General features: G+C 39.1%; 17 protein-coding genes and 1 pseudogene. 4 read left to right on the forward strand and 14 right to left on the reverse strand.

The window, feature by feature from the left end; translation table 11 throughout:
* Positions 1-5: 5 nt before the first annotated feature.
* Together J3U91_RS08745 and J3U91_RS08750 are read right to left on the reverse strand one after the other, a co-directional pair.
* Positions 6-707: an ABC transporter ATP-binding protein gene (locus J3U91_RS08745; protein ID WP_002819521.1), complete on the reverse strand. Its 702-nt coding sequence runs from the start codon at positions 705-707 to the stop codon at positions 6-8.
* A 784-nt stretch (positions 708-1,491) separates the two neighbouring features.
* A complete protein-coding gene (locus tag J3U91_RS08750) occupies positions 1,492-2,511 on the reverse strand; it encodes a zinc-dependent alcohol dehydrogenase (protein ID WP_002819522.1) in 1,020 nt (339 codons plus the stop codon).
* Positions 2,512-2,737: 226 nt separating this feature from the next.
* On the opposite strand from J3U91_RS08750, the gene J3U91_RS08755 reads away from it, so the two are divergent.
* Positions 2,738-3,610: a mechanosensitive ion channel family protein gene (locus J3U91_RS08755; RefSeq protein WP_002819523.1), complete on the forward strand. Its 873-nt coding sequence runs from the start codon at positions 2,738-2,740 to the stop codon at positions 3,608-3,610.
* 138 nt (positions 3,611-3,748) lie between these two features.
* Here the strand turns inward: J3U91_RS08755 and J3U91_RS08760 are convergent, their stop codons facing one another.
* From J3U91_RS08760 to J3U91_RS08805, 10 genes and pseudogenes are all read right to left on the reverse strand, one after another.
* Positions 3,749-3,940, reverse strand: a complete 192-nt coding sequence (locus J3U91_RS08760; protein WP_002819524.1) for a hypothetical protein — start codon at positions 3,938-3,940, stop codon at positions 3,749-3,751.
* 238 nt (positions 3,941-4,178) lie between these two features.
* Positions 4,179-5,612, reverse strand: a complete 1,434-nt coding sequence (gene gatB, locus J3U91_RS08765) for an Asp-tRNA(Asn)/Glu-tRNA(Gln) amidotransferase subunit GatB (protein ID WP_002819525.1) — start codon at positions 5,610-5,612, stop codon at positions 4,179-4,181.
* Positions 5,612-7,075: an Asp-tRNA(Asn)/Glu-tRNA(Gln) amidotransferase subunit GatA gene (gene gatA / locus J3U91_RS08770; protein WP_002819526.1), complete on the reverse strand. Its 1,464-nt coding sequence runs from the start codon at positions 7,073-7,075 to the stop codon at positions 5,612-5,614. Before gatA ends, gatB begins: the two co-directional genes overlap by 1 nt.
* 1 nt (position 7,076) lies before the next feature.
* Complete coding sequence (gene gatC / locus J3U91_RS08775) at positions 7,077-7,379, reverse strand: Asp-tRNA(Asn)/Glu-tRNA(Gln) amidotransferase subunit GatC (protein ID WP_002819528.1); 303 nt, start codon at positions 7,377-7,379, stop codon at positions 7,077-7,079.
* A 79-nt stretch (positions 7,380-7,458) separates the two neighbouring features.
* On the reverse strand, positions 7,459-8,013 hold the full coding sequence (locus tag J3U91_RS08780) for a DUF402 domain-containing protein (RefSeq protein ID WP_002817031.1): 555 nt from the start codon (positions 8,011-8,013) through the stop codon (positions 7,459-7,461).
* A gap of 66 nt (positions 8,014-8,079) precedes the next feature.
* Positions 8,080-8,640: an NUDIX hydrolase gene (locus tag J3U91_RS08785; protein WP_002819529.1), complete on the reverse strand. Its 561-nt coding sequence runs from the start codon at positions 8,638-8,640 to the stop codon at positions 8,080-8,082.
* Positions 8,612-9,427, reverse strand: a complete 816-nt coding sequence (gene recX, locus J3U91_RS08790) for a recombination regulator RecX (protein ID WP_002819531.1) — start codon at positions 9,425-9,427, stop codon at positions 8,612-8,614. Before recX ends, J3U91_RS08785 begins: the two co-directional genes overlap by 29 nt.
* A 26-nt stretch (positions 9,428-9,453) precedes the next feature.
* Complete coding sequence (gene map, locus J3U91_RS08795; RefSeq protein WP_002819533.1) at positions 9,454-10,266, reverse strand: type I methionyl aminopeptidase; 813 nt, start codon at positions 10,264-10,266, stop codon at positions 9,454-9,456.
* A gap of 28 nt (positions 10,267-10,294) precedes the next feature.
* Positions 10,295-11,269, reverse strand: coding sequence for a glycosyltransferase family 2 protein (locus J3U91_RS08800; RefSeq protein WP_002819535.1), 975 nt, complete (start codon positions 11,267-11,269; stop codon positions 10,295-10,297).
* Positions 11,270-11,271: 2 nt separating this feature from the next.
* A pseudogene (locus J3U91_RS08805) lies at positions 11,272-12,647 on the reverse strand (APC family permease).
* A 114-nt stretch (positions 12,648-12,761) separates the two neighbouring features.
* Here J3U91_RS08805 and trxA point away from each other — a divergent pair.
* The 3 genes from trxA to budA all read left to right on the forward strand — a co-directional run bounded on the left by trxA (position 12,762) and on the right by budA (position 15,591).
* Entirely contained in the window at positions 12,762-13,076 is a 315-nt protein-coding gene (trxA, locus tag J3U91_RS08810) for a thioredoxin (RefSeq protein WP_002819541.1), read from the forward strand.
* A 113-nt stretch (positions 13,077-13,189) separates the two neighbouring features.
* Positions 13,190-14,872 (forward strand): acetolactate synthase AlsS, encoded by a 1,683-nt coding sequence (gene alsS / locus J3U91_RS08815; protein ID WP_002819542.1) that lies wholly within the window; start codon positions 13,190-13,192, stop codon positions 14,870-14,872.
* Between the two features lie 2 nt (positions 14,873-14,874).
* Positions 14,875-15,591, forward strand: a complete 717-nt coding sequence (gene budA, locus J3U91_RS08820; protein WP_002819543.1) for an acetolactate decarboxylase — start codon at positions 14,875-14,877, stop codon at positions 15,589-15,591.
* A gap of 54 nt (positions 15,592-15,645) precedes the next feature.
* Here the strand turns inward: budA and J3U91_RS08825 are convergent, their stop codons facing one another.
* Together J3U91_RS08825 and J3U91_RS08830 are read right to left on the reverse strand one after the other, a co-directional pair.
* Positions 15,646-16,035, reverse strand: a complete 390-nt coding sequence (locus tag J3U91_RS08825; RefSeq protein ID WP_002819551.1) for a VOC family protein — start codon at positions 16,033-16,035, stop codon at positions 15,646-15,648.
* A 19-nt stretch (positions 16,036-16,054) separates the two neighbouring features.
* Positions 16,055-16,822, reverse strand: a complete 768-nt coding sequence (locus tag J3U91_RS08830; protein WP_002819552.1) for a DUF6198 family protein — start codon at positions 16,820-16,822, stop codon at positions 16,055-16,057.
* Positions 16,823-16,825 lie beyond the last annotated feature (3 nt).

A 16,825-nucleotide genomic window follows, 5' to 3' on the forward strand; every position in this document is an offset into this window, starting at 1 on the left:
ATTTCCTACCACTTTATATCCGAAATCGGAATCGGTTTTGCATTATCCTGAACGGAAGCTACTTTGGCGTCATTGATTCTAATAACTCTGTCGGCCATTTCAGCGATTGCTGAATTATGTGTAATCAACAGAACGGTTTTATTATATGTTTGGCTGGCACTTTGTAATAAATTCAGAATTTGTTTGCCAGTTTCATAATCCAACGCGCCGGTTGGTTCGTCGCATAAAAGTATCTTGGGATTTTTAACCAAAGCTCGCGCAATAGCAACGCGCTGCTGCTCGCCACCGGACAATTGGGAAGGAAAATTGTCCAATCGTTTCTCTAAACCGACATCTTTCAATACTTCGGAGGCATCAAGGCCGCTTTTTACAACCGAAGAAGCTAATTCAACATTCTCTTTTGCCGTAAGATTCGGTATTAAATTGTAAAATTGAAAAACAAAGCCAATATCCTGACGCCGATATTCAGTTAATTGTTTCTCATTGAAAACAGCAATATCAGTGCCATCTACAATGACTTTACCCTCGGTTGGCGAGTCCATACCACCCAAAATATTTAAAATGGTTGACTTTCCAGCACCGCTTGGTCCAAGAATAACGGTTAGTTTTCCTCGTTCAGCCTCAAAAGAAAGATCGTCATTGGCGACAATCTCGATTTCACCCATTTTATAACGTTTAAATTCGTTTTTGACCTGAATATAAGCCATATTAAGTTCCCCATTAATTATTAAACAGACTATCTAATAAAAAACATTATCCTGGATTAATAATCAAATCTCAATATAAAAAACTTTAGTCCATGAAATATTGAGCAAAAAAATAATTTATTAAAAATAATTTTATAAGTTCCTTTCATCTAAGAAAAAAATATTGAACTGTTATTAAAAAAAGAAATAAAAATGACAATATAATTGCAAATATTCTGCTATTTCGATAACTACAAAAAATCTGATTCAAAAGTACTGTAGGTTAAGGAATTCCAATAATGTACGCAAATTGGTTTAGACCAAAGACGTTTTGACTTCCAAAACATACTCTGAGCAGTTAAGAGCGGTGTTAGAATGATTTCTTGTAAGCGCTTGCAGGGTACTCTTTATTATCCGATTCAAAATAACTTCTCTTCTTGAAAAACGGGCGCTTACACATTACTAAAATCATTGAAATAACTCATAGTGAAGCTTCATAATCGTATCTTTGCTGTGAGTTTTTAATTTGACAAAAAAGCGCCAGCTAATGAACTGGCGCCTTATCATAATAAATATTGTACTGGGAAACTTAAAGTTTTCTCATGAAAAATATATCAATTTCAAGTATTGAAGCTATTTAATTATGCTGCTGCGATTGTAGCCAGCTGAAAACTGGCTACAAAACATAAGATAACGCCGATTAGTTAAAGCTAAGTAAATCAAATATTAAATAAAAATAAAGTTAAACCAAAGTAATCCTAGAATAATTAAATCAAGCATACACACAAACCGCGGTGCAACAATATCAGTCAAAAGAAACAACAACTTTGTCCGCTGCGCCGGGCGTTGCAGCGGTTTTCAAAGCCTTTAAGGCATCCGAAAACGGGAAAACATTGCTGATAATTTTAGCGTATAGTTCCGGGTACTTGATTATATTATCAGTTACCTGAAAAATTTCAGTTGGATAGCCGACTGAAAGTCTGATGTCCAACTCTCTATCGAGTAGATCGCCGAAATTCACAGGAACTTCTTTTTTGTGCACAGCAACAATTGTATAAACAGCACGGTATTGGGCAATTTTAAAAACTGTTTTTGGAACAATCGAAGCTCCGGCTGCATCGATATAAATATCGGTAGCCGAACGTTTATTTCCGCTTGGAACTTTTTCCAGCCCTTGACCATGAAACTTAATTAATTGTTCCAATACGTCTTCTTTGCCGGAATCAATGATTGAATCGGCACCAACATCCAAAGCCTTTTGTAATCTTTCAGGAATAATATCGATCGCGACGACGTTCTTAACTCCTAAAGCCTTTAAACTAATAATTGCTCCCAGGCCAATTGGTCCTGCCCCAAAAACAGCAACTTTACTATCAGCTTTCGCTTTGGAACGATTCACAGCATGCTGCGCAACCGCCATCGGCTCATTTAAAGCAGCAACTTCCCAAGGAATATTTTTTGGAATAATTCGGAAATTCCGGTTAGCTTTGGCATTAATTAAATTGACATAGTCTGATAAAGCACCCTGTGCGCCACCATTACCAATAATGCCATCTTCAGCCGACATCGGATTGATCACCACGTGATCTCCGATGGAAACGTCATCTACATCCGAACCGATATCGGCCACAATACCAGCTGCTTCATGTCCCAATGGAGTATGGCCTTGGCGTGGTGGAATTCCACCAATTGAAGTGTAGGAGGTATCAGACCCACAAATTCCATTAGCCTTAATTTTAATTAAAACATCCTGTCGACCCACTTGTGGTTGGTCGACATCAACAAACGAATTTTCTCCGACAGCAGTAACTTGAACTTGTTTCATACAAATCACACTTTCCTTATTAATAATAAGTTAATTGTACTTCCTTTATCATACAAATGAAAGCGCATCCACTTTTCAGTTAATCCAAAATTCTAAGAAGTACTTGAATATTCGAAATTTAAACAGATTAAGCAAAGAAAATAAAAACGATTTATGTCGGTTAATAGTCAAAGGAAGGAAGCTCGTTTAAAATGAACATAAAGTTGTTAAAGAAAGAAAACCGTCTATGATTACAAATAATTTAATAAAGACTTTCGCTAATTATTGGCAAAAATTCAACTGGGAAATAATTGGCCCTAAAATTCTCGATTCGATCATACAAATAATAATTTATTCAATCATCTTTTGGATAATTAATCGACTGGCTGTTTTTCTGCTCGATCGAAGTTTCGATACCTATTTGAGATCGCGCCGAATCAACAAAAAAAGAGCAGATACGCTTCACACTCTAACACGTAATACTGTTCGCTATTTCATTGTTTTCTTCTATTTATATACAATTTTAAGCGCACTGGGTTTCCCAATTGGCACTTTAGTTGCCAGTGCTGGGATTGTAACAGTCGTGGTTGGGTTGGGAGCCCAAAGCATTATTCGCGATATTATTTCCGGATTTCTAATTTTGCTCGAACAACAGATGGAAGTTGGCGACAGCGTCATAATAAACGGTAATATCAGCGGGCGGGTGGTCGCTTTTGGTTTACGGATCACCACTATTAAAGACACCGACGGCGGTTTAAACTATATAACTAACAGCAGTATCACAACCATCAACAATCAATCCCGAGCCAACATGCGTGTCCAAATTGACATTCCGATCAAAAATGTTCAGCAAAGCCCTTTGGCAATCAAAGCTATCAAAAATGTAAATGAAACTATTTTGAATAAAAATAATTCAATCATAAGTCAACCGCAAATACAGGCCCCGGTTGTATTAGAAAACAACAATACTTTTGGCATTACGGTTATTTTGTTTGTTAAAAACGGCCAACAATCAAAGATCAAGGCTCAATTGACAAGCAGCTATCTAAAAGCAATTGAACAAGAAGAATTGAAAAAAAGATCAGCAGAACAAAAAAACGAAATCAAAACAAATAAATAATAAATTTAAAGCTATTAATTTTTTAATTTTCTCTTTAAAATTCAAGGTGGAAAGCATATCTGTTTTAATGGTTCTAATAGGGGGTAGAAATTCTTTTATTAATTTATTATTTATTGTATTGGCAACGGATACAATGATTCAGTTGATGAAATTAGAAGCAATATCAATAAAAATCCCAACTATCAAAAATACCAGTGCCAAATAGAATAAGAAACTCTTGCCAAAAACAACATTCACTATCATTAATAACAAAGCTACCAAATAGAAAGCCAAATATGTATAAGTCAATATATTAAATAGTTTCTTCTCTTCGTGATTGTTTTTATTCATTCCCAAACCCCATTTAAAAATCTCTACAATTTCTTCCTATTGATAATTGTCTTCGTTTAGCAGTTGATAATCTAGAGTGATCGAACATGATTTAAACTTTCTCATATTAATATCGATTAACACAGATCACTTATTAAAGAATCCTTAAATTAAGAACCAAATAAAAACAATTTTTTACTTAAAAAGCCTTAGAAATAAATCTAAGACTTAAACATGCTTTTATTAATTTAATTACTAATTATCTTTTTTTAAGCTCGGCCAGCAAAATTTCGTGAACAATTTTTGGATTGGCATTGCCGTGAGTTTTTTTCATGACCTGCCCAGTCAAATAACCAATTGCACGATCTTTGCCGCCTTTAAAATCATCAATTGACTGTTGATTATCATCCAGTATTTGATTAATGATCGGCGTTAGCTTGTTCGGATCCGATAGCTGAACCAGACCGTTTTTCTCGACATAGGCTTTTGGTTCTTCGCCATCCGTAATTGCCGTGAAAACCTTCTTTGCCTGCTTGGTTGAAATTGTTCCGTTGTCGATTAATTTAATCATCCCGGATAGATGTCCAGGCGTCAATTTTGTGTCCTGCAAATCAAGTTGGGTTTCATTCAAATAGGCGTTTACATCCCCAATCAAGTAATTCGCAGTTCGTTTTGGATCAGCACCATCATCAACGACTTGATCGTAAAAATTAGCCATCTCAAGTGTCTGGGTCAAAACAGCGGCCTCCTTTTTAGAGAGAGCAAATTTATTAATGTAACGGGCGATACGATCATCGGCAGTTTCGGGCAAACTCGATTTAACCGCTTTAATCCATTCATCGGAAACATGAATCACTGGAAGATCCGGTTCCGGAAAATAACGATAATCGTCCGCGCCTTCCTTAACCCGCATCAAAATTGTCGACTTCGTTGGTTCGTCGAAACGACGGGTTTCCTGACCAATTATATGACCAGCCATCAATTCGTCACGTTGGCGTTGTTCCTCATAGGCCAAGGCATTTTTCGCATATTGGAAAGAATTGACGTTCTTAATCTCAACCTTAGTACCATACTTTTCTGCTCCAATCGGGCGAACAGAAATGTTAATATCAACCCGCATCGATCCTTCTTGCATCTTAACATCGGAAATGCCCGTAAATTGAATTAATTGACGCAGTTTCTCCAAATATAGATAAGCTTCATCGGGACTGGAAATATTTGGTTGAGAAACAATTTCGACCAATGGCGTCCCTTGACGATTAAGATCCACCAAAGAATAGCCCTTACCGGAATGAGAATTTTTTCCCGCATCCTCTTCGACATGTAATTCTTTAATACCAATTCGTTTGCTCGTACCGTCTTCTTTTTTTATTTCAACGTAACCATCATGACCGATCGGTGTTTGCTGTTGGGTAACTTGATAGGACTTTGGATTATCTGGATAAAAATAGTTTTTCCGGTCCCAATGAACATCGCGGGTAATTTGTGCATTCAAGGCCAGAGCTGCCATCATACCGGATTCCAAAGCGCCCTTATTGGCGCTTGGCAAAACACCGGGATAGCCCCAATCGATTACATTGGTATTCTCGTTAGCTGGATCACCAAAATTAACCGGTGAAAGAGAAAAAGCCTTCGATTTCGTTTTTAATTCAACATGGACTTCAAGTCCGATCGTGGTTTCAAAGCTCGACATTAGAAATTCACCCCCGGATGTTTAGTAAATAATTGACTGTCCTGCTCAAAAGCGTAGGCTGTTTTGTAAATTGTACTTTCATCAAAACGTTTGCCGATAATTTGCAGGCCAACCGGCAAACCGTCGGTGAAACCGGCATTAATCGACATTCCTGGCAAACCGGCCAAATTGAGCGGAATTGTCAACAAGTCATTCATATACATTTTCACAGGATCGTCATTTTCTGAACCAAGATCGAAAGCCGGTGAAGTCGTTGTCGGTCCCAAGATAATATCGTGATTTTCAAAAACTTTGGCAAAATCATTAACAATCAAAGTACGCACTTGAGCTGCTTTTTTGAAATAAGCATCGTAAAAACCAGCCGACAAAGCAAAAGTGCCTAACATAATTCGGCGTTTTACTTCATCACCAAAACCTTCGGAACGAGTTCTAACATATAAATCCTCCAACGTTTGACCATCCTGACGAGCAGAAAAACCATAGCGAATACCGTCAAAACGTTCCAAATTAGAAGAAGCTTCCGATGAAGCCAAAATATAATAAGCGGCTATTCCGTATTTGGAATGAGGAAGAGAGACTTCATCAACTTTTGCCCCCAATGATTCATATTTGGCAATCGCCTTTTTAACGACATCTTTGACCCCTTCATCGATGCCCTTGGCGAAGTATTCTTTGGGAACACCAATTCGCAAGTCTTTAACACCCTTCTTAATTCCCTTTGTAAAATCAGGAACCGATTGATCCTCAGTCGTTGTATCCCGTTGGTCTTTTCCGGAGATTGCCGCTAAAACACGAGCATTATCTTCAACGGTTCTTGTTAGAGGACCAATCTGATCAAGACTAGAACCAAAGGCAATCAAGCCCCAACGCGAAACGCGACCATAAGTGGGTTTTAAACCTACGATTCCATTAAAGGCTGCTGGTTGTCTAATCGAGCCACCAGTATCCGAACCCAAGGCAACCGGGATAACTCCCGAAGCAACCGAAGAAGCCGATCCACCTGATGAACCACCAGGAACTTTTGTATGGTCCCAAGCATTAGCAGTTTTACCAAAATAAGAGGTCTCAGTTGAGCCGCCCATCGCAAACTCGTCCATATTGGTCTTGCCGATTGTGACAATCCCCAATTCATTCAGTTTTTCGATAACAGTCGCATCATAAACTGGCACGAAATTATCAAGAATATGCGAAGCTGCCGTTGTTTTTAGGCCCTTGGTAACGATATTATCTTTAATCGCAAAGGGAATACCGGAGAGGATATTATCCGGATCTATTCCAACAGCATCAATTTCAGCAGCTCGTTTCAAAGCCCCTTCATCATCAATCGTGATAAAGGCATTGATTTCGCTTTGAGAACTTTTCGACTTATTAAGGGCTTCTTTTGTAAGCTCAGTCGCAGAAATTTCCTTATCGACTAATTTTTTGTGTAAACTTGTTAAATTTTCATTAAAAAAATCAGTCATTTTAGCTTTCCTCGTCAATAATTGCTGGAACTTTAATTTGGCCATCCTGGGTTTCAGGCGCATTAGCCAATAATTCGTTCTTTTGATTGGACTTGACGGCAACATCTTCTCTTAGAACATTGATATTATCAGAAACAGTATAAGTTGGTTTAACGCCGTCGGTATCAACTTCGTTTAATGTTTCTACTAAATCCAAAATATTTGCTAACTGACCAGTGAAAAGATTTAATTGCTGATCGTTAAAATGAAGTTTTGCAAGCTTGGCTACATGAGCTGCATCTTCACGTGGTAATGATTCTGACATAGTTCCTCCTTGATAAAATTTTAACAGTTTAACCGCGAAGCAAAAAGAAAAAGCGGAATTAGATTCCGCTTACGACTTATCACTTTTTGCGTTTTACAAGACTTTTATACCGCGAATACCAAAGATCAACATATTCTTGTGAAAAAGGACCGGCATTGCTATTGATCATCTGAATGAGGATTTTCGTGTGAGCCTTTAAAATCTCATCAATTTCCGGAGGATAATTCCAAAGCTGCCCATGAGCAATATATTCATCTGCATCCAAAAGGTGCTTAGTCCCATTTGTTAAGACTTTAATATCCAAATCATAATCGATATACTTTAAAGCTTCTTTATCCATAACGTATGGGCTGGCAAGGTTGCAGTAATAACTAACACCATCATTACGAATCATCGCGATAATATTAAACCAATACTTATTGTGAAAATATACAAGTGCCGGTTCATGGGTAACCCAACGCCGACCGTCATCTTCGGTAACAAGTGTATGATCATTCAAACCAATGAGAGAATTTTCACTGGTTTTCAAAACCATCGTGTCACGCCAAGTCCGATGTAAATGGCCGTCGTGCTTGTAACTTTTGATCGTGATAAAGTCGCCTTCCCGCGGATTGCGAGCTGCGTCTTTAGTCATAATCCTACCTCAAGACATTTCGTCTTCGATTAAAGTTTATCACAGTGAAAGGAGCGAAAATTTCGACTAAAGTTTCTCAAGAACTTCCCGGTGCATTTTCATCCACTGGTAACCGATAATTCCAGGGGCTGTGGTAATTTTTTTGGAAAGAATTTTTTCTTCCAATTCTTCAAATGAAAAGAAAACAGTTTTCACAAACTCACTTGGATCGAAATTTTTGTCCGTCTTTCCCTGTAAATCGGTTAGAAGCATTAAATGGGTCGCTTCGTTTGTAAAACCTTCGCTGGTACTGATACAAAATATCTCCTGTGCATCGCGATATTGCAACCCGATTTCCTCGCGAGCTTCTCTTAAAGCAGCCGTTTTCGGATCTTCACCGGGATTGATCAAACCAGCCGGGAAACTGGTTCTTTCTTGGTTAAGCCCAGCTCGATATTCGGTCCCTAAAGCAAATTTGATTTGATTATCAACAGGCACAGGAGCAATAAAAGCAACCGCATTGCCGTGTAAAACAACCTGCCGCTCAACTGTCAGGCCATCCGGAGTCTTAATCTTTCGGCTGACAACGTCAAAAATAAATCCATGAAACTCTTTTTTTTCATTTAAAATCCGACCTTGTTCCGTCATTTTCTTTCTCTCCAATTACCTGATCAATGATTTCAACCGGGAAGCCTTTCCCATATAAATAACTGCGAGCACGATAAGCTTTCTCGCGACCATATTTATCATAACGAGACCAAATGTGATTAATTGTCCGGCGTGCATTCTCTAATTGCTGCTGATTATCTTCCTCGAAAACCAATTTATCAATTGTCGCCTTAATTAAATCCGAATCGTAGCCTTTTGTATAAAGTGCTTGATTGATTTTTTGTTTCTGCTTGATAATCGAATTCTTGGAATAATGTTTTTGATATTTCTCAGCTAGAGAAAGAGCATTTTCCATTTGATCGTTAGTTTCATAAACCGCCAAAGCCGCTTCGATATCGGTATTGGGAATACCGACTAATTTTAATTTCTGCGAAATAACCAATGGCCCGGCCGCCTGTAGATTAGCCTGTGTGCGGACAAAATTCTCGGCATAAATCTTATCATCGAGATATTTTTCATCTTTCAAACGTGCGATCGCCGCTTTGATCGTTGCATTATTAAATTCCAAACTGCGTAATTTATCAAAAATTTCTTTTTCAGTTCTTAAATGGTGTGATAAATAATTCAAAGACTTGGAAATTGCCCGGGCAATATCTTCGTACTTTTTTATTTCATTGATTTCTTTTTCGTTCAGTTCGCGATTTTTCGCCAAACCAAATTTAATCAAAGTCATCTCTGAAATCCCAAAAGCAAATTTACCGTCTAAATCCAAGTTATAACGGCCTTTACTCTTTTGAGCTGAAATTTTTGTTATTTTTTTTGTCATTTAGTTAATGCACTGAGAATAAAAAATTATATTTCGAAATTATCCCAATTTTTGATCAAATATTTATCGTCAATTTCCGGGTCCTGAGAAGTGAGAATCTTGGGACCGTCATGTGTAATAACAATCGTATGTTCAAATTGAGCCGACCAGCCACCATCTTTGGTCGCCACAGTCCAACCATCGCCTGCATAATCGGTTGTGACTTCCCAGGTACCGGTATTTACCATCGGTTCAATCGTAATCGTCATCCCCGGGCGGAGACGCAAACCATGCCCGGCAACACCAAAATGAGGAACCTGAGGATCCTCGTGCATCGTCGGTCCAATACCGTGGCCGATATATTCGCGAACGTTTCCGAAGTGGTTTTCGTCAGTTACGAAATGATCGATCGCTGCGCCAATATCGCCAATTCTATTTCCGACAAGCGCATGATCGATCCCGACATAAAGTGCTTTATGGGCAACTTCGTATAAGCGTTCGATTTCCGGGCTGACAGTCCCGACCCGATAAGTCCAGGCCGAATCGGCCAGACCGTGATCCTTTTCGACAACAGTATCAACTTTAACCAAATCACCATTTTCCAAAATAAGTCCTTTGCGCGGAAAGGCATGGGCAACTTCGTTATTAACAGATACCGTAACAGCATATTTGAAGCCTTCAAAACCGATTTGGCTGGCAATCGCGCCATGGTTTTCTATATAGGCCCGTGATTTTTCTTCGATTTCCCAAGTATCGAGTCCTGGTTTAATCAAATCACGCAGCATGTGATGCATACCGGCAATTACTTGACCGGCTTGATCCATTTCCTTTATTTCATTAATACTTTTCAAAGTAATCATACTTCCGATTATATGCCTTCTTTTTGACCTACTTGCTCTCTTTCTCGACATAAATCGGCCTTCTCTTCGACTCTAAAAAAATCGCTGAAATATATCTGCCGACAACTCCGAGACTGAACATTTGCAGACCGCCAAAAAACATAATGATAACCGTAATCGTTGTCCAGCCGCCAATTGCAATTGCCGGATCAAGTAATTTACGAACAATTACAAAAATACCGCCAACCACTGCAAGCAAAGTTGTTAAAAAACCCAATACAGTTACCAACGTTAAAGGCACCGTCGAAAAAGAAATAAGTGCAGAAATTGCGTATTTAAAGAGTTTCCAAAAACTCCATTTTGTTTGTCCTTTCTTTCTTTGAACGTTTTTATAACTGATATATTCGGTTCTAAAACCAATCCAAGTGAAAAGTCCCTTGGAAAAACGCTGATTTTCCGGCATCGACAAAACAGCTTTAACCATTTGTCTACTCATAATTCGATAATCGCGTGCTCCACTGACGAGTTTTGTCGATGAAATCTTGGAAATAAATTCATAAAAGAGATTTGAAAAGAAACTAATTAACGGCTTTTCTCCCTTGCGGTCCAACCTTCTGGTAGCAACGCTATCCAATTGTTCATTGGCTAATTTTCCAAGCATCTTCGGTAAAAGAGCTGGTGGATCCTGCAAGTCAACATCCATCAAAACAACATAATCATATTTTTTTGCATAAGTCAGACCGGCATAAATGGCGGCTTCCTTACCAAAATTTCGCGAGAAGGAAACGAAGTGGACCGAGGAATCTTTCAGTTGAAGTTGTTTGATCTCAAGTAAGGTTCGATCAATCGAACCGTCATCGATATACCAAAAATCATATTTTAAATGCTTAAAGGCGTCCGGCAATGATAGCAAACCTTCGGCTGTCAAATTTTTTTTAACAGCGTCATAAAAAATATGAATATTTTCCTCTTCGTTATGAACAGGCACAATGATTGCTAACGAAGGATAAACTGTTTCCTGCATACTTATAGTTTATAAGACTTCCTTAAGTAATAAAGCGGAATTCCAAGTGCAACAATTAAAAGCGAGATTGTAATTCCGAAAAGCTGTTCCCCAGTTGAATCATTTAATGCATTGACAATCGTCGAAATCTCAATGAATAGAGTACCGGCAATCGCCAAAATTGGAAAAAGCGGATGCAAAGGAGCTGCGAAATGCGGTTTGCGTTTTAACTGATGACGCAAAATAAAGACAGCCACAAAAGTCAAAAGATAAAAGAGAAAACTGACAAAAACCAACCAATCGGAAAGATCCTGAGAAGAGGAAAAAGCATTCAATAAGAGCGCCGCAATCAGGATTTCAAATGCCGTCGCATAATTGGGTGTTTTTGATTTTTTGCCCAAAGTATGGAAAAAACTCGAAAATGGCAATTGCCCGTGATCGGCCATTTCAAAAACGACCCTGGGGAAACTTAGAATTTTCGAGTTCAAAGTCCCAATCACCGAAATCATAACCCCAATATCCATGAGCCGGCCACCAAGCGAACCAAAGGCTTCCTGCATAATATGAAAAGGAGCATGATCGCCAAGAGAAACAATTTCTTTTCCTGGCAAAGAGCTGAAAACACCAAAAGAAACACCCATATAAGCCAGCAGAACGATAAAAATCCCAATTGTGACTGCACGAGGCAGATTTTTTTGGGCATTTTTGATCTCGCCTCCAAGATTGGAAATAATTACCCAGCCATCATAAGCAAACAATGTAGACAAAACAGCAACACCAAAATTGCCCTTATCAACCTGTTCGGATAGAACTGAAATTGCGCTTCCAGTCGCGCCGGTCTTACCAAAAAAACAGACCGAACAGAATCAAAGCAAAAATAGGAATCATCTTAATAACAGTCGTCGTAATTGCAAAAGTCCGACTAACTCGGTTTTCCAGCATATTCATCAGTGCAATCAAAATGCACGCAAGTATCGAAACAGCCACAACACTTCGCATCGAAAAATAAAAAAACGTTATTTTTGTCGGCAGCTTAAAAAAAGTGACAAACAAAGTCGAAAAAAAGTAAGAGACGGACGCAATCAAAGCCGGTCCATAAAAAGAGATCTGCATCCAACCAGTCAAGAAACCCCAGAATTTTCCAAATATCTTACTAATATATATAAATACCACCAGTCTGTGGCATTTCCGAACCGAGTTCGGCAACCGACATCGCTGAAGAAAGGGTTAAAACCCCACCAACGAACCAGGCCAAAAGCGCCATTTTAGCGGATCCGGCTTCCTGCAAAACACGTCCTTGCTTAAAAAATATACCGGAACCGATGACTGTTCCAATAACAAGAGATAAAGTACCAAAAAAGCCGAAGTTTCGTTTGAGTTGTTTTTCGTTTTCGATCATGATTTTCGATTAAGTATAAAGGCTCCAGCAACCTCAAAGCAAGTACTTTCTTAAATTATTTTTGCATTACTTATTGTAAGTAAGTACAATGAGAACTAGAGAAGGAGGAATTATATGGCAATCTCAGTATTAAATTCTGATTCGTTTGAAGAAGCAACCAAATCCGGCGTGACTGTGACTGATTTTTGGGCCACTTGGTGTACCCCTTGTAAAATCCAGGCACCTATCTTGGAAAAACTTTCTAATGAAATGTCGAGTGTTAAATTCGGCAAGATTGATGTCGATCAAAACCAGGAAACGGCAAATGGACTTGGAATTAAAGCGATCCCTACCTTGATCGTTAAAAAAGACGGTGAAGTCGTTGATCGGATCGTTGGCGTACACAACCAAAAACAGTTGACTGATATTATTGATAAATACACAAAATAAAGTTTATGAAACTATATACTTTATTGAAGAAAAGCCTGTTTAAAGCAGGCTTTTTGTTGTCAATGAAAATTCACAAGTGTTAAAATACAAAAAAGACAGAGGTGAATTTATTTATGACAGAAAAGAAACGTTTTGGGGCCGATCTGGTTCTTGAGTCCCTATTAAATCATGACGTTAAATATGTTTTCGGCATTCCCGGAGCCAAAATAGACCGGCTTTTTGAAGTAATTGAAAATAATTCCAATGCTCCAAAACTCGTGATCACAAAACACGAACAAAACGCAGCTTTCATGGCTCAAGCGGTCGGACGTCTGACCGGAAAACCCGGTGTAGTGCTCGTAACATCCGGACCGGGAGCATCGAATCTGGCAACCGGAATTTTGACGGCACAGACTGAAAATGATCCGGTTGTCGCAATCGCCGGCCAAGTTCAAAGACAGGATCTTTATCGCCGAACACACCAATCGACTCCTTCAGTACTTTTGTTCAATGGAATTACAAAATTCACGACCGAGGTACAAGATGCAGAAAACTTATCCGAAGTAATTGCAAATGCCTTCAATATTGCCAGCGCGGCCCCTCAGGGAGCCTCTTTCATCAGTCTCCCACAAGACGTTGACGACAGTCCGGTATCGAGTCAAGCCTTGGAAAAAGTAGAAAATATTTCTGCTGGTCCGGCCAGTCCGGAACAAATCGAGTTCCTGGCAGGTAAAATACGTCAGGCAAAATTGCCGGTTATTTTGGTTGGCCAACGCGGTTCCGACGAAAAAACCGTCAAAGCTCTCCATGATTTTTTGCACGCAACTAAATTGCCGGTTGTCGAAACATTTCAAGGTGCCGGTGTTATCGATCGGTCTTTGGTAGAACAATCGTTTTTTGGGCGTGTTGGTTTATTTGCCAACCAAACCGGCGATCAACTCTTAAAAGCTTCCGACTTGGTAATTGCACTCGGTTATGATGCCGTTGAATATGAACCGCGTGTTTGGAACAAGAATAATAAACTGCCGATTGCAACGATCGATTCGATCCATGCCCAGATCGATGCACATTATAATCCGAAAATTCAATTAGTCGGCGACATGCCGGTAACAATTAATCTATTGGCCAAACAGCTCAATAATTATTCGCTGTCAAAAGAAAGCAATTCTTTGCTTAATAAATACCGTGAACAGCTTAAAAGCGAGCCTGGCGGCCCAAAATTTGTCGCAAAAGTCGGTCTGTCCCATCCTTTGGATGTTGTTCACGCCATTCAAAAACAAGTCGACGATAATATGACTGTTACTTTGGATGTTGGCTCGGTATATATATGGATGAGCCGTTTCTTCCGTTCATATCGTCCGCGTCATTTTTTAATTTCCGACGGCATGCAAACCCTGGGCGTTGCTTTGCCTTGGGCAATTGCGGCAGGTTTGGTTCGTCCAAATGAAAAAATTGTCAGTGTATCCGGGGATGGCGGCTTTATGTTTTCCAGCGCGGAATTGGAAACAGCTGTTCGACTGAAATCAAATCTGGTTCATATTATTTTTAACGATCATGGACATTACGATATGGTTAAATTCCAAGAGGAAATGAAGTACGGCAAATCAGCCGGAGTCGATTTTGGTCAAGTCGATTTTGTGAAGTTTGCCGAATCCTTTGGAGCAAAAGGCTTGCGTGTAGATGATCCTACAAAAATCGACCAAGTTTTGACTGAGGCGTTTAATTGGGATCAAGGACCGGTTTTGGTCGATATTCCAGTCGATTATTCGCACGATACCGAACTTTATTCGGAATTGATCGAAGGAGATATGGATTAAAAATGAAAGATTTAACAAAAGCTTATCAACATGGCACTTTGGCTCAAATTATGGATGGCCAATATGATGGGACAATACTGCTTAAAGATCTTCTCGAACACGGCGATTTCGGTATTGGTACAACAACCGGAATCGGGGTCGAATTAATAGTTTTGGATGGGGTGGCTTATGGAATCCCCAGCAGCGGAAAAGTCCAAAAAATGGACATCGAGCACGAAAAAGCACCCTTTGCAAATATTAACTACTTCGATCAAAAGTTGAAGAGCGAAAGCCTAATTAATCTTGATTCCGATAGTTTTCAAAAAAGGGTTGAAGAAGAATATAAACTTAAAAATGTCTTTGCCGCAATTAGAGTACACGGAGAATTTACAAATGTTTTGGCGCGATCAGCCGATAAACAAGAAAAACCATACCCGCCATTTTCAAAGGTCGCGGCAGCGCAACATGAATTCCATGCTGATTCACTGACGGCAACGATGGTTGGCTATTATTCAGCAGCGATGTATGAAGGGACAACCGCGGCCGGCTTTCACCTTCACATTCTCTCCGATGATCGTCAATTCGGAGGGCACCTATTAGATTTTAAAATCAAAAAAGCCGACCTCCAGGTTCAGATTTTTCAGGATTTCCAGTTGCATCTACCAATTGAAAATCCCGATTTTCGCCGACGCGAATTAGACTTGGAAACTTTAAAAAAAGCGATTGAAAAGACAGAATAAATAATAAAAACGGACCGTTATTTGATCCGTTTTTTAAAACTTATTTTTGAAAAATCAAAGAATATGACAAAATTCAATTGTTTCTTCATTTGGCCCAAGAATATTGAAGAAACGAATTCCACGATCCCAGAACGAAGGGATTGATTGAATTTCATCATTAACCAAACGTAGGCCTTGTTCTTTAGCAGCGCTAAAAGCTTTTTCGATATCCGTTGTATTCAGGGAAATGTGATTAATTGCACCGGCCTTCATAACCGCTGGATCGCCTTCCCATGTTTCAATCGTTAAATTGCCAAAGCGCATAAATGCACAACGATTCTTGCCGTTTTTGAACAATCCGGCTTCTTCAAAACCAAGCGATTTATAGAAATCGATCGTTTTATCCAAATCAGCCGAAGGAATACCCACGTGTTGAATTCCGGTAAAGAAATTTTTTAATGCCATGTTGAAATTCTCCTTTTTATTAATTAATTTGTTTTCCAACATCCAGTGCCTGGTGATGGAGATGGAGAAAGACCCGCTTATCGGCAAAACCGGTAATTCCACCTTGAAAGAGAAAGGCGAAAATCGTGCCCAAGCCCAAATTTGTAAACTGGTGATCGATAATTAAAGCAATGATTGCCAGAACCGTTGGTGGAATATAGGATACCCACATCGCCGCTGCAGCATTGCCTTTGAAATATTTAAAACGCAGAACCTGCATTAAATCATCCGCCGGATGCAAAACCAGATTAACTCTTTGATAAATCGAGATAGCAGTTGCGATCAAGGCAACACCGAAGAAGTTTAAAACGATATAAAGAATGATCATTCCTAAACTGTGGGCTTCTGGCAAGCCTTTGAATACCGGATAAACACCATTGAAAAAATCAGCGAAAACCTGAATCAATGCTGAGAAAGGAACCATAAAAATCATATTTCCGATTGCTCTTGACCAAGACCAATGACCGATCAGAATCGCGTTCAAAATTACTGTTAGAACACCAATAATAATAAAGGCCCAGAAAAGATTCCAATTAAGCGCATCTCCGAAGTTTACTGTTGCAGCGGTCCAATAAGCAGCTCCTAAATAAGAAGGATGGATTTTGGCACTTGTTACCAGTGTCAAAACATTTCCAGCTGAGTTAATAACCAGCGATAAGATGAAGTAAGCAATTGAGCTCTGCATTGAAATTGTTCGTGTTTTTTGTATTGGTTCTGTTTTTGATGTTGCTGAGATATTAGAAGACATCGA

Source organism: Oenococcus oeni, assembly GCF_020510245.1.
Classification (GTDB): Bacteria; Bacillota; Bacilli; order Lactobacillales; family Lactobacillaceae; genus Oenococcus; species Oenococcus oeni.